The following is a 16172-nucleotide window of genomic DNA, read 5'->3' as shown; positions in this document are numbered from 1 at the left end:
CCCCGGGGGGGGGCCCGCACCGAAGGCCGAAGCGCGAGCGGAGGACGGCGCAGCCGTTGCGGCCGTGACGGGGACGTGGCAGGGGTCGCCTCTCGGGCAGGCCGCGGGCGCGGCCTCTCCGGCGAACAGCTGCCAGGCCGGCGGGTCTTCCGGTGACGCTGCCCTCCACGCCTAACTACCCGTACCGCTCATCTTGATGGCAGGAACAGACGCGCATCCTCGGGGTCGAGCTGACCGCTGAGCCATGCCGCGAGGTGGGCCGGGCCGAGATGGCGCAGATCGTCGTTGAAATCGCCAAGCTGCGGCCGCAGCGCCAGAGCGAGAATCCCGGCCTCGCCGGCGCGCTGGCTGAGACGGTAGATGCCTTGGCGCCCGGCGGCGTCCGCGTCGGCCGCGATGTAGAGGCGGCGGCAGCCTGGCGGGAACGTCAGGCCGGCGAGGTGATTGGCGGAGGTGGCGGCGGCCACCGGCAAGGCCGGCATCACCGTCCTGAGCGAGGCCATCGTCTCAAACCCCTCGCCGGCGGCCATGACGGGAACAGGCTCCTCGGGCTGGTGGCCAAGCCAAATGGCGTTGCCCAGGAGATCCCCGAGCGAGCGGCGGGGATCGGCGAGCTGCGCCTTGCCGTTGCCCGCCGGGTCGAGCCAGGTGCGCTGCAGGCCGGTGATGCGCCCGTCGAGGCTGGTGACAGCGGCGATCAGCGCAGGCAGCGTCTGCGTCTCGCCGGTAGTGAGATCTCGATAGTAGCAGCCGGGATGGAAACGCAGGGCGCGCTCATGGGCGGAGAGCAGAATGCCACGGCCAACGAGATAGCGTTCCGCGAGCGTGCCGGCGATCGGCCGCGACATGGCGAAAAGGCGACGCGCGGCATCGGGCGAGCCGCGGGCCGCGGCGGGTTGACGCTCGGCGCCATGGCTTTGCGGCGGTGGCAGCGGCATGGCGAGGAAGCGACGTGCTTCGTCCGCGACTTTGCGGAAGTCGACGAGGCCGCAGCTTTCTCGGATGACATCGAGCAGATCGCCAAATTCGGACGTCGCCTCGTCGACCCATCGACCGGCCGGGCCCTTCGCGTTGGCCTTCAGCCGCACATGCATTGAGCGGCCGCGCGTGTTGCGGACATCGCCGACCATCCAGTGATTGCCGGAGCGATGGCCATTGGAAAGATACTCGCGGCACACCGCCTCGGCATGTTCACCAAGGCGGCGTGCCAGCTCGGAAGCTGAGCCGGCCATGACCGCCTCCTTCAAGCCGCTGCGGTACGAGCGGTGACCCCTACGATCGCATGGCGGTCGAGCAGCGAGGCGAGGATGACCGAGCCTTGCGCGGCTGTCGGAATGAACAGCCTCAGCTTCCAGGAGATGATTTCGGAGATCAGCCCCAGCGTCTTCAGCCGGGGGACGATGGCTTCGTTGAAGCCGACCAACTCGACACGGTAGTCGTTCATGACCCGGCTGCGGCGCAGGATCAGGCCGTCGGCAAGTTGCAGTCCGACTCGGCCTTCAACAAGCCCGGTCCAGGCATCTTCCGGCGCGAGCCTCGGCACGTCGTCGAGGCCCAGATTTCGGAACATGGTCGCGACCAGCGTCGGCGCTATGTGACGGCCGATGATGCGCTCGCCGGCATCGGTCTGGATGCGGTAGACCTGGCAATCATGGTCCGGCAGGCGCCGCCAGATCGGCAACAGCAGACCCGTCACGATGTGAAAGGTGCTGGTAGTGAACTCCGAGACGGCGGCGACTTCGGCCTGCCAGAACTCGCAAAACAGCTTTCGGTCGGTGGGCTGCCAATGGGTTTCGGCAAGGGCGTTCAGGCCGAAGCGCAGCTCGTCGGTCGGACGAAGCAGACGCATCCGATGCTCGACGGTGCCGTCGTCGAGCATAAGGCTCGCCGTCGGAAGCTGGATTGCGGCGCGGTTCGACCGCGTGTTGACGAGCAGGACCCCTTGCGGCTCCGCCCGGGCAATGGCCAGCGCATCGATAAGCCCGAGCGGCCTGACACGGTCCTTACGAGCAACGGTCAGCACATGCGACTGCGCGCCCGAGACCGGATGCGTGTAGACTGTGCGCCTGTCGGTGACGATGATGCTCTCCGCCGTGATCGTCTCCAGCCCCTTGTCGTAATTGCCGGCGGCGATCGCGCCTTCTATTTTTCCCGCCATCAGCTGCTCGAACACTTCGAACAAGAAATTCTGGGTCTCGATGCGCAGTGCCAGCAGCCGGTTGAGCCAGGTCGTGATCGGCGGCAGCTCGTCACGCAGGCCGCCTTCGTCGGTGGTCAGCGAAAGGCCGGTGACGGTCTCGAATGTAGAAAGAGAACAACCTTCGATCCTGCCCTGGTGGAGCAGCATATAGAATTGGCGAAGTGCGGCCCGCGCGTAGGGGCTTTCGAGATTGTCTTCTGCACGGAAGAGCCCTGCCCCGCCGGTCTGGCGCTGGCCGCGTGTGATCGCGCCGAGCGTGTCGAGCCGTCGCGCGATGGTCGACAGAAAGCGTTTTCCCGCCTTCACATTAGCGGCCATCGGCCGGAACAGCGGCGGTTGCTTCTGATTTGTGCGATGCGTCCGGCCGAGCCCCTGGATGGCATTGTCGGCGCGCCAGCCGGCCTCGAGCAAATAATGCTTGCGCAGCCTCTGGTTCTTCGCGCCGAGATCGGCATGGTAAGAACGGCCGGTGCCGCCGGCATCCGAAAAGATCAGCACGCGCTTGTCGTCGTCCATAAAACTCTGGGTCTCGGCGAGGTTGGCCGAGCCCGGACGGTTCTCAACGGCGAGCCGGTCCATGCCATCGCCGCCGGTCTTTTTGACGATGCGCCGCGAGCGGCCGGTCACCTCGGCGACGGCCTCGGTGCCGAAATGGTGGATGATCTGGTCGAGCGCACTGCCGACCGGCGGCAACAACGCGACCCTCTCGATCATGTCGTCGCGTCGGCGAACCGCTTCGCGGCATTGGACGGGATTGCCGTCCGCGTCATGCACCGGCCGCGAATAAACATTCCCTTCGGCGTCCGAATATTCCTCAAACAACTGGGTCGGGAAAGAGTGCATCAAATACCCGCCGACATATTCGCGTGGCGTGACGTCGACGTGGAGGTCCGACCATTCCTCGGTTGGGATTTCTGCAAGCCGGCGCTCCATCAGCGCCTCGCCGGTCGATACGATCTGCACCACGGCCGAGTGGCCACCGGCAAGGTCCTGTCCGATCGCACCGATCAGCGTCGGCGTCATCATCGAGGTGATGAGGTGGCTGAAGAAGCGCTGCTTGGTGCTCTCGAAGGCCGAGCGCGCCGCGGCCTTGGCGTTGCGGTTCAGCGTACCGGAATCGCTGGTGATGTTGGCCGCCTCGAGCGCGGCGGTCAGGTTGTTGTGGATCACCTGGAACGCATCTGCATAGGCGTTGTAGATGCGGATCTGTTCCTCGGTCAGCGCGTGCTCGAGTAGATTGTATTCGACACCGTCATAGGAGAGCGAGCGCGCCGTATAGAGGCCGAGGGATTTGAGATCGCGTGCCAGCACCTCCATGGCCGCGACGCCGCCGTCCTCGATCGCCGCGACGAACTCAGCGCGGTTGGCGAACGGAAAATCATCGCTGCCCCAAATGCCGAGCCGTTGCGCATAGGCAAGATTCTCGACGGCCGTCGCACCGGTGGCCGAGACATAGACGACGCGAGCGTCGGGCAGCGCATGCTGCAGGCGCAGGCCTGCTTTGCCCTGCTGCGAGGGTGAGACGTCGCCGCGTTCGCTTTTGCCGCCGGCGGCATTGGCCATGGCGTGGGCCTCGTCAAAAACGATGACGCCATCGAAAGCTTTCCTGGTCCCCGTCGCGCCTTCGGCGCTCCCCGCCTCTTGGCCGACCCAGTCGAGGATCTGGGCGATGCGGGATTTCTTGCCCTCGCGTTCCTGGGAGCGCAGGGTCGCGTAGGTCGTGAACAGGATGCCTTCGGCAAGACGAATTGACGTCCCCTGCCGATAGCGCGAGAGCGGCTGGACGAGGAGTTTTTCCTGGCCAAGCGCTGCCCAGTCGCGCTGAGCATCTTCGAGCAGCTTGTCCGACTTGGAAATCCAGATCGCGCGGCGACGGCCCTGCAGCCAGTTGTCGAGGATGATGCCGGCGACCTGGCGCCCCTTGCCGCAACCGGTTCCGTCGCCCAAAAACCATCCACGCCGGAAGCGGACCGCGGCCTCTGCACCTTCGGGCGCGGCTGAGACGACGTCAAAGGTCTCATCGACCGTCCAGGCGCCGGCGAGATGGCCGCTATGCGCCTCGCCGGCATAGATCACGCTTTCGAGCTGGGCGTCCGACAGCAGGCCATCGTCGATCGTCGCGTCAGGGAGAAGCGGCCGGTAAGACGGCTTCGGCGGCGCGACCGCGGCCATGGCGGCCGACTGGACCAGCGGTGTCGGATGCGGCTTGGCGCGGGGAATCTCGATCGACTGGAGCGCATAGGGTTCGTAGATCGCGTCGGTGAGCCGGCCGCCCTCCTCCGGCATCCAATCGCGCAGCTCATAGGCAAGCGGAGCGGCAGGCGTGCTTGCTAGGCCGGGCCGGGTGGGCTTTTCCCGGGCGACCTGACGGGCTGCTGGTCGAATGACCCGCGCGGCTGTCCCGACCGCGGCGATCGGTGCGGCTCTTGCCGCGGTTTGCGCGCCAATGCGCATGGCGGCATTGCGCAGGATGCCGTTGGACAGGGCGCCGATCGAGTCCAGGAAGCCGCCCGGTGTACGGGGCTGAAGATCGGTGATCCAGGAGAGCAGCGTTTCGACGTCAGCCGCCTTGCCCGGCGATCGGACGAAGCCGCTCGGGTCGGCGGCCGGCACCTTGTCGATGATCGTCAGTCGGGTTTCGGCGGTGGTGCCATGGCGGGCGTAGACACGGCCGTCGATCGCCGCGGTGAAGACGACTGTGCCCTGCTGCTGCAGCCGTTCGAAAGCCGGCCGCCACTTGGGGTTTTCCGGAGAGAGCCCGGTCCCGGTGATGGCGACGAGACGGCCGCCGGCGCGCATCCGCGCGAAGGCCGAAGACAAGTGTCGCCATGCCGCATCGGCGACATGGCCCTCGACATAGGCGCCGACGCTCAAGGGTGGATTCATCAGCACGACTGACGGCTCTATAGCCGCATCGAGATGATCGTGGATATGGGCGGCGTCATGCCGCGAGACCGCCACGCGCGGAAACAGCAGACCGAGCAGACCGGCCCGTGTCGCGGCAAGCTCGTTGAGGGCGAGCGAGGCCCGGGCGACCTCGGCATGGACGGCGAGCAGGCCGGTGCCGGCCGAGGGTTCGAGTACGTGGTCTGAAAAGGTGAGCCCTGCGGCGTGAGCCGTGACGAAGGCGAGCGGCAGCGGCGTCGACAACTGCTGCATGGCCTGGCTCTCGTCAGACCGTCGCGTGTGGGTGGGAAGAAGTTCGGCGATCCGCTTCATCATTGCCAGGGCCGCCCGCGGCGATGCTGATCGCGACAGGATCGCCGGTCCGAAGCTGCGCAGGAACAGCACCTGCGCAGCTTCAAGCGCTTCATAGGCGTCCTTCCAGACCCAGAACCCTTCCGCATCGCTGCCGCCGAAGCTGCCCGTCATGGCAACGCGGAGCGCGCTGGTAGTGATCGCGTTGCCTTGCTCGAGGAATGGCAGAAGCTGCATTGCCGCCTGGTAGATCGCCTGTCCGTTGTCGATGGCGGCCGGTGCGGGCGTGGCGAGTGGAGCGGCCGTCCGGGCGGCGGCCGATGTGGTCGAAACGATGTTCATGGAGATGTCCTTCGCGAAAGGTGAGCACGCCCCGCGCCGACACTCTCTCCGCGCCGGCTGGGCCGCACTCCTCCCGCTCCCCTCTCCCTCTGGCGCCGATCCGGGTTGCGCTCGGCGCAAAGCCATGGCTTGTATGCGCGCACAGGGATGCGGCGGCGACCTGGAGCTAGCGGAGGTGATGCGACGGTTTCGTATTGGAAGTGCGGTCTACGAGGAGGGAGCGCCTGATCTGCAGGCCGCACTGGCGAACGCCTATGCCCGCAGGGAGCGTCCGCTATGCTTGTGCCGCGAACCGGGCTGTCCGATGTATGTCGCCCGGATCGGTGCCCTGCATCTGATCAAGCGCATGCCGCTCAGCGGCAGCGAGCACGATCCGTCCTGCGAGTCACATGAACAGCCTTATGATCTGTCCGGGCTAGGCGCCTTGATGGGCAGCGCGATCCAGCTCGATCCGCAAAGCGGGATGGCGACGCTGAAGCTGGACTTCAGCCTGTCGAAGACGGGGAGCCGGGCAGCTTCCGTACCTGCTGGCGAAAACTCCGCCGGCGTAACCGCAGATCCCAGGAGGATGTCGCTGCGTGGCCTCCTTCACTACCTCTGGCACGAGGCCGAACTGACAATCTGGACATCGCGATGGGCCGGCAAGCGCCATTGGTGGAATGTCCGTTGGCATCTGGTCGAGGCAGCCGGTCAAATGACGGTGCGCGGCGGATCGCTGGCGGACATCCTGTTCGTGCCCGAGCCATTTCGCGCCGAGAACAAAGAAGCGATCGAGCAACGCCGCAACGCGGTTCTCGCTGCGGGGCTACCGCCGAAGTCCGGTCCACGGAAGTTGCTGGTGCTGGTCGGCGAGGTCAAGGAGATCGTGCCCGCAAGATCGGGTCAAAAACTTGTCGTCAGGCATTTACCCGGTTTTCCCTTCATCATCGACGATGCGTTGCATCGGCGTTTGCAGGCACGCTTCGAGAAGGAGCTGTCACTGTGGGAGGCGGATTCGACGTCACATCTGATAGTGATCGCGACTTTTGGACTGAACCGGGCCGGCCTCGCCATTGTCGAGGAGATCGCGTTGATGGTGGTGTCCGAGAACTGGATTCCTTATGAGACGGTCCCTGAGAAGAGGCTCGTCGATGGGCTGGCCCGTCTTCGCGAGAAGAGCGTGAAGGGATTGCGCTACGACCTGCAACCCGACCAGCCGATCGCTAACGCATTGCTCCAGAACAGGAACGAGCCGGTCGCGCTGTTTGTCGTCCCGGCCGGAGCGGACGAGAGCTTCGCAGCCTCGCTCGACGAAATGATCGCCGCGCGACCTGAGATCGGCGCCTGGGTGTGGCGAGTCGGCGAGGGTGATATGCCCCCGCTACCGCTTTGAGCGTCGTTGCTGGCGCTCCTCAGCAAAGTGTTTCGCATGCCACGCCATCACCGTCCCGATCCAGTTTCCGGCCCCACGGGCAGTTGTGCAGATACCATTGGGCCTCGTCGCACGAGCCGATCTGTGAGCAATACCGCCGCGGCTCGCACGAATAGCCGCTCTGGGCTACCAGCTTACGGCTGAAGATGCCGAGCGGCTGGCTCGACGGCGCAGTGCCATCGCCGTGCGATGCACGCCAGTCCCACGGCGCTTGAAAACTGCCGACCCATAATCCGACCTTAGCCGCTTGCGCCCTGGTCTGCTGCACCGCATAAACCCCGTGGCTGTAACGGGGCCAGTCCAGCGCCTGACCGTGCTCGACCATCCACGCCGCAACGCTGGCGCCGTCGGCGCGCCGGCAGTCGCCGACGAAGCGGTGATAGCGATCCCAGGTCACGAACGTGCACTGCACCGGCCTCGAGGCGGCCATGAAGCCGTCCAGCGCTTCGGCCGATCGGCGGCCGCACGGATATTCAAAGCCCTTGGCGTCGTCGCAATACTGCTTGCTCTCCGGCGCGTCGATGCCGTTGAAGCGGATGCGTTGGCCGTGGATCTCGATCGTGTCACCATCGATGACGGAGGCGACGCCGGTGATCGGCTGCGGCTTCGGTCCGATCCAGTTCGAAAGGTTGAGCTCGGGTAGACCGTCGCTGTGCTGCATGGCTGTCTGCGCGACCAAGGTTCCGGCCGCGGCGACCGTCACGAAGATCAGCCGTCGTGGCACGCTCGCCCACCGCAGAGCGCGCGAACGTCTGGCGCCGGTGCGATTGCGCCACTGGTCAGCCCGATTATTGTGCCGAGACCTGTCCACCCCCATCTCCCCGGCGGGAGAATGCTCCCAAATGTGCCGGAGGTCAGGCATCCGTTTCCAAGGGCTTGTGTCCTGACTGCTCGTGCCAAATGACTTGTCGAAGGTCGCGCCAGTCGACTGCCTGGCCACACACAGGGCATTTATGGAAATGGTCGCGCTCGTCGGTATGCTCTTTCCCATGCCGGCGGCCGATGATCGGCGGCCCCAAATCGGAAAGCTTGGTCACCCCCGGAGTTTCCTGGCCTCGCGCTCCAAAGTCTTGCGGTCGCTGCCGTGCTCGCCAATCAGTTCCCGAACCTGATCGGGCGTGATGCGGTGCTGCTTGGCGAAGTAGCGCACCTCATAGTCCTCGTCGGCGGACACGCGGTCGCGGTCCCGAAAATCGCGCTTGGTCTTGTCGTCTGTCATAGCTGTTCCTCCCGGTGGTGAGGGAGAACAGCGACGGGGCGGGAATGTTCCGGAGCCTGCCGGCGGGAGCCGGCTGTCGTTCATTCCTCCATTGATGCCGACCCTGGTGGAGAAGCCGCCCGAGGGTGAAGGGTGGATTCACGAAGTCAAATTCGACGGCTATCGATCCCAAATCGTCATCGACAGTCAGGGCGTACGCATTTTCACCCGCCGCGGGCTGGACTGGACGGCGAAGTACCGGGACCTGGTAAAAGCGGCCGGCGAGCTCGGCGTCGACAACGCCATCATCGATGGCGAAATCATCGTGCTCAACGACAAGGGCCTGTCCGACTTCGGCGAGTTGCGCAAGGCCATCACCCGGCGCCAACACGATCTCTATTTCGTCGCCTTCGATCTCCTGCATTTGAATGGCCACGATCTCCGCGACATGCCGGTGATCGATCGGCGCGAGGTCCTGCAGGCGATGATCCCAATGGGCGGTCGCATCCAGTTCAGCGAGGCGCTGCCAGGCACTGGCGCGGCCGTCTTTCACCTTGTCGAGCAGGCCGGGCTAGAAGGCGTCGTTTCGAAGCGTAAAAACAGCGTCTATCGCAGTGGCAACTCGACCGCTTGGCTGAAGGCCAAGGCATACAGTATTGACGAATACGAACTGCTTGGCGTCGAGCGGGAACCGGGCAAGCCGGCATTTGCTTTGATGGCCGAACGCGACACAGGCCGGTATGTCGGATCGGCTTTCATCACCCTAAATCGCGAGATGCGAGAACGGCTTTGGCAGCGTGTGCAGGAGCACGCCGGGTCGGCGCCGAAAGGTATGAAGCGTCCGGCGACACAATGGGTCAAGCCGGGGCTGATCGGACGTGTGAAGCACCTGCGTGGCGAGGAAGACCTCCGGCATGCTTCGCTGCAGGATTTTCGGGAGGAGGAGAGCCAGTAGAGGGCAGAGATGTGACTGAAGAGGCTATGGCTGCCGCGTTGGCCGCCAGGAATAGGGACGCCCAGATCATCGGTGTGCTGGACACCACCACCAAAGCCGATGCTGCGATCGACTGCTGCTCTTTGGGCGAAGCCATTCGGTTTGTCGCCAATGCTTCGATCTTGGGCTACGACGTCCGAGCCGCGATGGTTATCTACGGCGAACGAGGAACGCCGAGCCTCAGGGCCAGAGATTGCGAGCAGCTGTGGAAGAAATATGGGGAGGCTCTCCTACAACGATCTGAGTCAGACCTCAGTCCGAGCTAATTGACTCGAAGCTGACTTTTTTTGGGTGTATTTTCCGCTCGTCGTCCTAACGAGTAGAGGCACGCGGATGCTAGGGAGCGACGATTACACTTCGGTTCCGGAACAGCCGGCGGCCATGTTGCCATACGGCGTGGCGGATTCCGACGATCTGGCTGTCTTGGCGAAGGTATTCAACGACTACTGCGCAAAGTATCGGGTGGTCAACGAGCAGGACCGCGAAGCCATTGCGCTCAAGATCATGTGCCTTTTCAGGCGCGGCTTGATCGACCCTGACCAGCTATCGGCAGAACTGGAAAGGGTAGGCTAGCACCAGGCAACGCTAGCCATACTGGGCTGCCCGACCGGCAAATCCTGTGTCACCTCCATAGCTTGCCGGGCTGCTCAGCCTGTTGTTCCCAAGTGGCCGGCGCCCTCTCGTTGGGGAGAATTGCCTGAATAGACGCCGGCCTGGCGAACCGTGGTCCGCCATATATGCAGATCGGCTAATCTACCTCGAAAGGACATGGTGTGATCGCGTAAGGGCTAGAGCGCCTTGCCTGCCCGGATCATCGCCCTTGCAAGCGCAAGCTCAGTCTCGACCCTGGCGTTTTCCTTCTGAGTCATGTTGTCGGCCGCGATCAGCCGCCGCACAGAGCGCATTATCTCGCCGCGTGCCCAGCCGGCCGCTAACATGCAGTCGACGATCACCTGGAAACCCGGCTCCATTGCTTCCTGACAATCGACCTCGCGATCGGCGTACTCGCCCTCATGCCTTGGCGCGCTGATCATGCGTTGCCTCCCACACTGCTCTCATCGTCCAGCACATGCGGCACGGGCAGATAAGCATTCGCAACGAGCCACTCGCCGACGATCATCTCCACCAGGTCCGGTTTCGCCACTCCCATCTCAGCGGCGAGGCTGGTCAGCGCGTCGTCTGTTCTCGGGTCAAGACTGAGCCCGCCCACGTTCCTGAGCAGCAGCGCAGCCCTTCGCAGCAGTACCTGCAAATCGGGCCGCGACGTGTCTGCAATATGGTCTGCGGTGCTTTCCAGTTCCTGCACGAATTGATGGCGGGACATCGGCCATGCTCCCCTAGAGGAATTTCTCACCTTCGCCGCGATGCTCGAAACAGAACCAGTGCGACGCCTGCTTCGGCTTGGCGAAACCCCAACCTGCATCCTTGCTGCAGCCGTCGTGCTCGCAAACGTGATGCTGCACGCCGACCGACGTGGCGTAATCGGGCTTGGGCAGTCTGATTTCGTCGCTCATGAGCAATAGTGAACAAAATGGGAACAAAAGAGTCAAGAGACCCCTTGACCGTATGGGAATATGTTCTCAATTCGAATGCATGCCCGAGCAACCGGAAAAGTGGCCGCGAGGCGCCGCCTGGACCCTGACGCATGCCCATGACGCTGGGCAGGTGGCGGGCATCCGCTGCGCCCACTGCAACGTCACGCGCTATTATAAGCCGGCCGAGCTGCGGGAAGTGATCGGCAACGTCACGATCGACGAGGTGAGGGACAAGGTGCGCTGCCAACAGTGCAAGAGCCGGGAGTGGATGAGCGCACAGCTATTCCACCCAAGCGGCGAGCAAGCCCACACGATCCGCTATCGCCGCTTAGTGCAAATTCGCTGGGAGAAGCGCGTGATTTGGCGCGATGAGTGATGGCGGGATCCTTAGTCCCAATCCTGGTCAGGTGGGGCGGGTCGACGATTCCAGTTTCTAACGGCGCTTAATTCGTCGATGCAGACCGGATCCGATGCGCCGCAGTTTTCGCATCTGATCGCAACGCGGCCCAGCCGTCACATACGGCCTTACCTCCGAGCCCGTGCAAAACGGGCAAGGCTCCGTGGTCATCGCGTCGGACGCTTTTTGCCCGTGCTCTTGGACGATTTCGCCGAAGCCTTCCGGCCAAGCCCGCTCGCCTTCGCCAGCGACGACCGCTGCGCCGCGTAGTTCGGCGCCACCATCGGGTAGTCGGCCTTCAATCCCCACTTCGCCCGGTACTCGTCGGGCGTCAGCCCGTAGTGCACGTTGAGATGGCGCTTCAGCGACTTGAACTTCTTCCCGTCCTCAAGACAGACGATGTAATCCGGGAACACCGACCGCTTCGGGTTCACCGCGGGAGCCTGGGCCGGCTTCTCGGGTTCGGCGGCCTGCCCGATTTTCGCGAGCGACGAATTCACGCTTTCGATGAGATCCGGGAGAGATGCGACAGGTACGGGGTTGTTGCCGACGTAGGCAGAAACGATATCAGCAGTTAACTCTATCAGGTTGGTCGTCTCGTCGGCCAAGATGAATCTCCTTGTCGCAATTCCTCGCCGTAGTAGCTTTTGGTGACGAACTAATCAACTACACTGGTTGCTGAGATAAAACCCGACATGTCTGATGAGTGTCGGCACCCTCCATGTTCGACAAAGGACATATCCTGCATCGAGCGCCGTCATTCGCCGCCAGACAAATGCACCAGTCACTAACAGCCGGCGGCTTCCGATGACTGTGCACAAACCGACTGCGTCAATTGCAATCTCGGGCTTCTTGGGGGCAAATCTTGCCGATGGCGGCGGATGAGCTGGACGCGTTTGTTTTCCGGATGGCGGTCGAAAGCGTCCTGGCGCTTCCTCTTGGCTTCACGGAAAAAGTCGCGGAAATCGCCACCAGGAGCCACGGCGTGCTGCTTTTCGATTTGCGGATCGATGGCGACATGGAACTGCAGCGGATCGCCGCCATCCGGTATCCAAGCAACCAGACGGGCGTTCTGACGCTCGACAAGCGGGGCGCGGTGACCAACCATTGCTTGGTCAATGGCACGTTCTCCAGCTTTATCGCTCCTCTGAAGGACTGGAACACCCTGCCTCTGGCGAAGCAGGCCAGGACGAGTATCGCCGGCCAGACTGGCCTCTTCATCGGCGCGTTACGCGACGCCGGATACATCCCGCGCTGCAGTTCCTGATGGGAAGTGTGTTCAGCGACTGGTCTCCATCGCCGGCTGCCAACAACAGGACACGGGAATAGTCCGTATCCGGTCTGCCCTTGATGCGTGGCTCGCTCAATTCCGACGCAATCGGGCTGCGGACAGGAGTTCATCGATCTCGCGATCCGACAGATCGTCGAGCAGCTTGAGGGCAGCGCCGTCCCCCTTAGCGTTCACGAGAATGGTGCGCTTATGGCGACGATCGGCCGCCTCGGCTTCGGGAGGAGCATTGCCGGCGCCCCCCTTTAGGTTGGCAGGGTTAGCATTCCAGATTGCCTCGAGCTTCTCCTCGCGCGTCATGCTGTCGACCGCACCCGTCTCGTAGGCCGCGATGGCGGCCCGCATGACGTCCGGACTGTTTTTGTTTGAGAGGTCGCAGAAGCCGTGGAACCAGCGTTCGCGGCCGCGGATGCGGATCGAGAAGAAGACGCTGGTCACATATCCGGACTTATATTCGGACAGGCCGAACATCCCTGTGCGCTGGAAGAGCGGCGGCAGGAGCGCGAGCATGAAGCGATATTCGCTTTCAAGAATCTCGAACCATTCCCCGGCGTAGATGGCGCCGCAGAGAGCATCGACGCCGACATCGTTGCGGTGGCGGTTGAACAGTGAAAACATCTCTTCGCGGGTCGCGGCCCCATCGAAGACTTTTCGGAAGGTGGGATGGTCGGACATGCCAGATTTCCTTTGGGCACAAGCCTTCGGCTCCGGCGGGGTCGCTCCCGACGGCCGATAGGCTGTTGACGATGGCGTTTTGGCGGTTGCAACGAGCGTTGCGGCCGGTCAGGCGGCGCGGGACCGGGATGGATCATGATGACCTACGCCGGTGATGGCGCGGACGGCCGCGGCAAGGGCCGAAACATCGTCAAGCATGGCGAGCGCGACGAAGTGGTTTGGGCCGCCGGTGTAGTCCTTGCGGCCCTTGCAGGTCCGTATGAGAATGCCGTGACCAGAGGAAAGCCCGAACTGGCTGGCCTGGATATAGACGCGGGCGTGATGCAAGGTCACCTCGCCCGAGACAGCCACCCCGGCCATATTGGACCGCAGGTCGTAGCTGCCCGGCGGCAGGTTAAGTTCGGCGGCGAGCCTCCTCAGCCTTGAACGTGCCGTCGTGTGAAAGCGTCTTTTGTGCTGCTCGTCATAGGAGCAGCTCTTGTCCCACTGGAACATATCGACCTCCATGAAAGGAAAGCGCCCGGAATCGCTGTGGCGATCCCGGGCTTGTGAATTTTGGAACTGAGCCCGGCAGGGGTACCGGACCGATGCCGAGCGGGAGCCTTCTATTCGGCGGCCTGGAGGTGGTCCGTCTCCACGCCGTCGTTCGTCGCCGGCTCATCGGAGGACGGGTCCGCATCGCCGGCGAGGAAGGCCGGCAGTTCGGCTGTGTCGCCGTCGAGAGCCGCTTCGTCCGAGACGCCGCCGACGCCGGCATCGCCAGCCGCCTCACTGACCTCGAGGCGCAGCGGCTCGGGCAGCCAGTTCGATCCTTCGAGAAGACGGGCGGCTTCGCGGGCCATGATGTCCTTCTTCATGTGGTCGATCAGCTGCGCGGAATCCGCGCCACGGGCTTCGCGGACAGCCTGCAGGATCCTCGCCTTGGTAAGGCGCCCGAGGAACTCGACCGTGGGCGTCCAGCCGGCGTCGACCATATCGAATTGGAGCGAACGGCCGAGCACGTCGGCGTGCGCAAGCGCCTTCGATCGCCTGTTCCAGGGTTCCACCACGGCGTTGAGGGTCAGCGAGACGCAGTGCGCGAACAGCGCCTTGCGGCTTGCCTCGTCCAGGGTAAGAAGGAAGTCCCACAGGCGTTCCGCCTCATCGGGAAGATCGCGATCCCAGGCTTCGTGCCGCTCGGTGATTTCCTTTGCCCAGGACGTCTCGGCAAGGCCATCGACCTGGCCGAAGCTGCCGCTCTTCAGGCTGATCTCGAGGCAGGTGTCCTGCGCGAAGCGATAGAATACCTGCAGGACGAAGGCATGGAGTGCGGCGACGAAGGCGATGTCGACGTCACCGGCGAGCGCATTGCGGAGCGCCAGCGTCCGCTGCGCGGTCAGGTCGAAGACGAGCCGATCAGGCAGCGGCTTGATTGAGTCGTCCTCACCGTCATCACCAGAACCGTCGTTCACCGGTTTGCCGTTGACGACAACACCATCGCGTTCACCGTCAAACTGAGCTTCACCTTCGCCCTCGCCGATGTCGCCGGTCTCAGCCCGCGGCTCGTCCTCGGAGCGCACGAATCCGGGCTCGACCTGAAGCTCACCGTTTGCGGCAAGTGTTACGAACACACCGGCAATGGCCTTTTGTGCCGGGTCGTAGCTTCGAGGACGATCGTCGATCGCGTCGAGCTCGGCACCCAGCTGGTCGAGCTTCGCCTCGATTGCCTCGTCGGCTTCCTCGGCCGCGGCATAATCCGCGTCGAGCTTGTTGTATTCGGCTTTCAGCGCGTCGTGACGTTCAAGCTCCTCGGCGCTCAGCTCCTGCGCCTCGGCATAGATGCGCCGCATGCCGGAGCTGTGTCCGTAGGGAAAGCTGATCGCCGCCTCGACCCATTTCCAGCCTTCGGTGCGGATCGTCTCGGCATCCACCTTCAGCTTGTCGAAGACGAGCTGCTCGAGCAGAGCAGCATCCTGGAACCAGCCGCCGGAATCCTGCTCGAACAGGTCGCGAAGAATGACGCCGCCGGCTGCCTCATAGGCTTCCGCGCCCACATAGACGGCCCGGCGATCATCGGCCCGCACCGTGGTCTCGGTCAGCAGGCGCCTGATGTAATAGGGTTCCTGCATGTGCGAGCTGGAAACCCGGTTCCAAACCTGCTCCTGGCGCGCATGGTCGTCGGTGATCGAAAACGCCATGATCTGCTCGAGCCGGACCTCGTCCTTCTCGTAGAGGTCGAGCAGCTTCGGGGACACGGAGGCGAGCCTGAGGCGTTGCCTCACCGTCGCGGGCGATACGAAGAAGCGGGCGCCGATCTCGTCGGGATCGAGGCCCTGATCGCCGAGCGTCTTGAAGGCACGGAACTGGTCGAGCGGATGCAGGTCGGCGCGCCGCAGGTTTTCGGCGAGCGAATCCTCCTCGGCCGAGGTCTCCTGCCCTCTGTTGACGATGCAGGGGATCGGCTCGTTCTTCGCCAGCCGCTTCTGCTTGATGAGGATGCCCAACGCGAGATAGCGGCGGCCGCCGGCGGGCACTTCGAACGTGCCGGTCTCCTCGCCCTCGCCGTCAAGCACGGGACGGACGTTCAGGCTCTGGATAAGCTTTCGCCGTCCGACGTCTTCAGCCAGTTGCTCAATAGACACGCCGTCCTTGATGCGCCGGACATTCTTTTGCGACAGCATCAGCTTGTCATAGGGAATGTTCTCCGCGCCGTTCATCGCGATCTTCTGAATGGCCTTTGCCATGGTCAGCTTCTCCATGACGGGCGGCCCGGGGCCTCTCCCCGAACCTCCAAGCCCGTCACCGCCTCCCCTCCCCCCTCTGCCTCTCCCGGCTCGCGCCGGCGCCGGCTGCCTGCCGGTCGAGGTGACGCCCCCGGTTTGAAAAGCCATCGTCCCGGCACACGGCCCGTAACTGAAAAAGGAAAGAACGCCGTCCTCGTGCTCTCGAGGACGG

Annotated in this window: 18 protein-coding genes; 6 read left to right on the top strand and 12 right to left on the bottom strand. The window is 63.8% G+C overall.

Features of this window, described 5'->3' with window-relative positions; genetic code table 11:
• Positions 1–188: 188 nt before the first annotated feature.
• Both P9217_RS27930 and P9217_RS27925 read right to left on the bottom strand, forming a co-directional pair.
• Positions 189–1232, bottom strand: coding sequence for a toprim domain-containing protein (locus P9217_RS27930; RefSeq protein ID WP_278055704.1), 1044 nt, complete (start codon positions 1230–1232; stop codon positions 189–191).
• An 11-nt stretch (positions 1233–1243) separates the two neighbouring features.
• A complete protein-coding gene (locus P9217_RS27925) occupies positions 1244–5740 on the bottom strand; it encodes a strawberry notch family protein (protein ID WP_278055702.1) in 4497 nt (1498 codons plus the stop codon).
• A gap of 178 nt (positions 5741–5918) precedes the next feature.
• On the opposite strand from P9217_RS27925, the gene P9217_RS27920 reads away from it, so the two are divergent.
• Complete coding sequence (locus P9217_RS27920) at positions 5919–7112, top strand: DUF1173 domain-containing protein (RefSeq protein ID WP_278055853.1); 1194 nt, start codon at positions 5919–5921, stop codon at positions 7110–7112.
• A gap of 19 nt (positions 7113–7131) precedes the next feature.
• Here P9217_RS27920 and P9217_RS27915 read toward each other — a convergent pair whose 3' ends face one another.
• The 3 genes from P9217_RS27915 to P9217_RS27905 all read right to left on the bottom strand — a co-directional run bounded on the left by P9217_RS27915 (position 7132) and on the right by P9217_RS27905 (position 8370).
• A complete protein-coding gene (locus P9217_RS27915) occupies positions 7132–7875 on the bottom strand; it encodes an excalibur calcium-binding domain-containing protein (protein WP_278055700.1) in 744 nt (247 codons plus the stop codon).
• Positions 7876–8005: 130 nt separating this feature from the next.
• Positions 8006–8188 (bottom strand): hypothetical protein, encoded by a 183-nt coding sequence (locus P9217_RS27910; RefSeq protein ID WP_278055698.1) that lies wholly within the window; start codon positions 8186–8188, stop codon positions 8006–8008.
• Positions 8185–8370: a DUF3606 domain-containing protein gene (locus P9217_RS27905; protein ID WP_278055696.1), complete on the bottom strand. Its 186-nt coding sequence runs from the start codon at positions 8368–8370 to the stop codon at positions 8185–8187. The genes P9217_RS27910 and P9217_RS27905 overlap by 4 nt, the downstream gene beginning before the upstream one ends.
• 94 nt (positions 8371–8464) lie before the next feature.
• Between P9217_RS27905 and P9217_RS27900 the strand changes: the two genes are divergently transcribed.
• The 3 genes from P9217_RS27900 to P9217_RS27890 all read left to right on the top strand — a co-directional run bounded on the left by P9217_RS27900 (position 8465) and on the right by P9217_RS27890 (position 9916).
• On the top strand, positions 8465–9304 hold the full coding sequence (locus tag P9217_RS27900) for an ATP-dependent DNA ligase (RefSeq protein WP_278055852.1): 840 nt from the start codon (positions 8465–8467) through the stop codon (positions 9302–9304).
• 26 nt (positions 9305–9330) lie between these two features.
• Positions 9331–9609: a hypothetical protein gene (locus P9217_RS27895; protein ID WP_278055694.1), complete on the top strand. Its 279-nt coding sequence runs from the start codon at positions 9331–9333 to the stop codon at positions 9607–9609.
• Positions 9610–9676: 67 nt separating this feature from the next.
• Positions 9677–9916: a hypothetical protein gene (locus tag P9217_RS27890; protein WP_278088150.1), complete on the top strand. Its 240-nt coding sequence runs from the start codon at positions 9677–9679 to the stop codon at positions 9914–9916.
• A 215-nt stretch (positions 9917–10131) separates the two neighbouring features.
• Here P9217_RS27890 and P9217_RS27885 read toward each other — a convergent pair whose 3' ends face one another.
• The 3 genes from P9217_RS27885 to P9217_RS27875 are packed head-to-tail and all read right to left on the bottom strand — an operon-like array spanning position 10132 to position 10857.
• Positions 10132–10377 carry a hypothetical protein gene (locus P9217_RS27885; RefSeq protein WP_278055691.1) on the bottom strand — a complete coding sequence of 82 codons (246 nt, stop codon included), beginning with the start codon at positions 10375–10377 and terminating at the stop codon, positions 10132–10134.
• On the bottom strand, positions 10374–10667 hold the full coding sequence (locus P9217_RS27880) for a hypothetical protein (protein ID WP_278055689.1): 294 nt from the start codon (positions 10665–10667) through the stop codon (positions 10374–10376). The genes P9217_RS27885 and P9217_RS27880 overlap by 4 nt, the downstream gene beginning before the upstream one ends.
• 13 nt (positions 10668–10680) lie before the next feature.
• Positions 10681–10857, bottom strand: coding sequence for a hypothetical protein (locus tag P9217_RS27875; RefSeq protein ID WP_278055687.1), 177 nt, complete (start codon positions 10855–10857; stop codon positions 10681–10683).
• Between the two features lie 79 nt (positions 10858–10936).
• On the opposite strand from P9217_RS27875, the gene P9217_RS27870 reads away from it, so the two are divergent.
• Positions 10937–11254, top strand: a complete 318-nt coding sequence (locus tag P9217_RS27870; protein ID WP_278055686.1) for a hypothetical protein — start codon at positions 10937–10939, stop codon at positions 11252–11254.
• A 188-nt stretch (positions 11255–11442) separates the two neighbouring features.
• Here the strand turns inward: P9217_RS27870 and P9217_RS27865 are convergent, their stop codons facing one another.
• On the bottom strand, positions 11443–11883 hold the full coding sequence (locus P9217_RS27865) for a MucR family transcriptional regulator (protein WP_278055685.1): 441 nt from the start codon (positions 11881–11883) through the stop codon (positions 11443–11445).
• Positions 11884–12146: 263 nt separating this feature from the next.
• On the opposite strand from P9217_RS27865, the gene P9217_RS27860 reads away from it, so the two are divergent.
• Positions 12147–12542 (top strand): hypothetical protein, encoded by a 396-nt coding sequence (locus P9217_RS27860; protein ID WP_278055850.1) that lies wholly within the window; start codon positions 12147–12149, stop codon positions 12540–12542.
• 96 nt (positions 12543–12638) lie between these two features.
• On the opposite strand, the gene P9217_RS27855 is transcribed toward P9217_RS27860, so the two are convergent.
• From P9217_RS27855 to P9217_RS27845, 3 genes are all read right to left on the bottom strand, one after another.
• Positions 12639–13238, bottom strand: a complete 600-nt coding sequence (locus P9217_RS27855; RefSeq protein ID WP_278055684.1) for a DUF1419 domain-containing protein — start codon at positions 13236–13238, stop codon at positions 12639–12641.
• 108 nt (positions 13239–13346) lie between these two features.
• Positions 13347–13733 carry a hypothetical protein gene (locus tag P9217_RS27850; RefSeq protein ID WP_278055683.1) on the bottom strand — a complete coding sequence of 129 codons (387 nt, stop codon included), beginning with the start codon at positions 13731–13733 and terminating at the stop codon, positions 13347–13349.
• 110 nt (positions 13734–13843) lie between these two features.
• Positions 13844–15961 carry a ParB/RepB/Spo0J family partition protein gene (locus P9217_RS27845; protein ID WP_278055682.1) on the bottom strand — a complete coding sequence of 706 codons (2118 nt, stop codon included), beginning with the start codon at positions 15959–15961 and terminating at the stop codon, positions 13844–13846.
• Between the last annotated feature and the right edge of the window lie 211 nt (positions 15962–16172).

It is taken from the genome of Mesorhizobium sp. WSM4989 (genome assembly GCF_029625795.1).
Lineage (GTDB): Bacteria > Pseudomonadota > Alphaproteobacteria > Rhizobiales > Rhizobiaceae > Mesorhizobium.
Note: the sequence above shows the minus strand (reverse complement) of the source record. Positions and strands in the feature narration are given on the sequence as shown.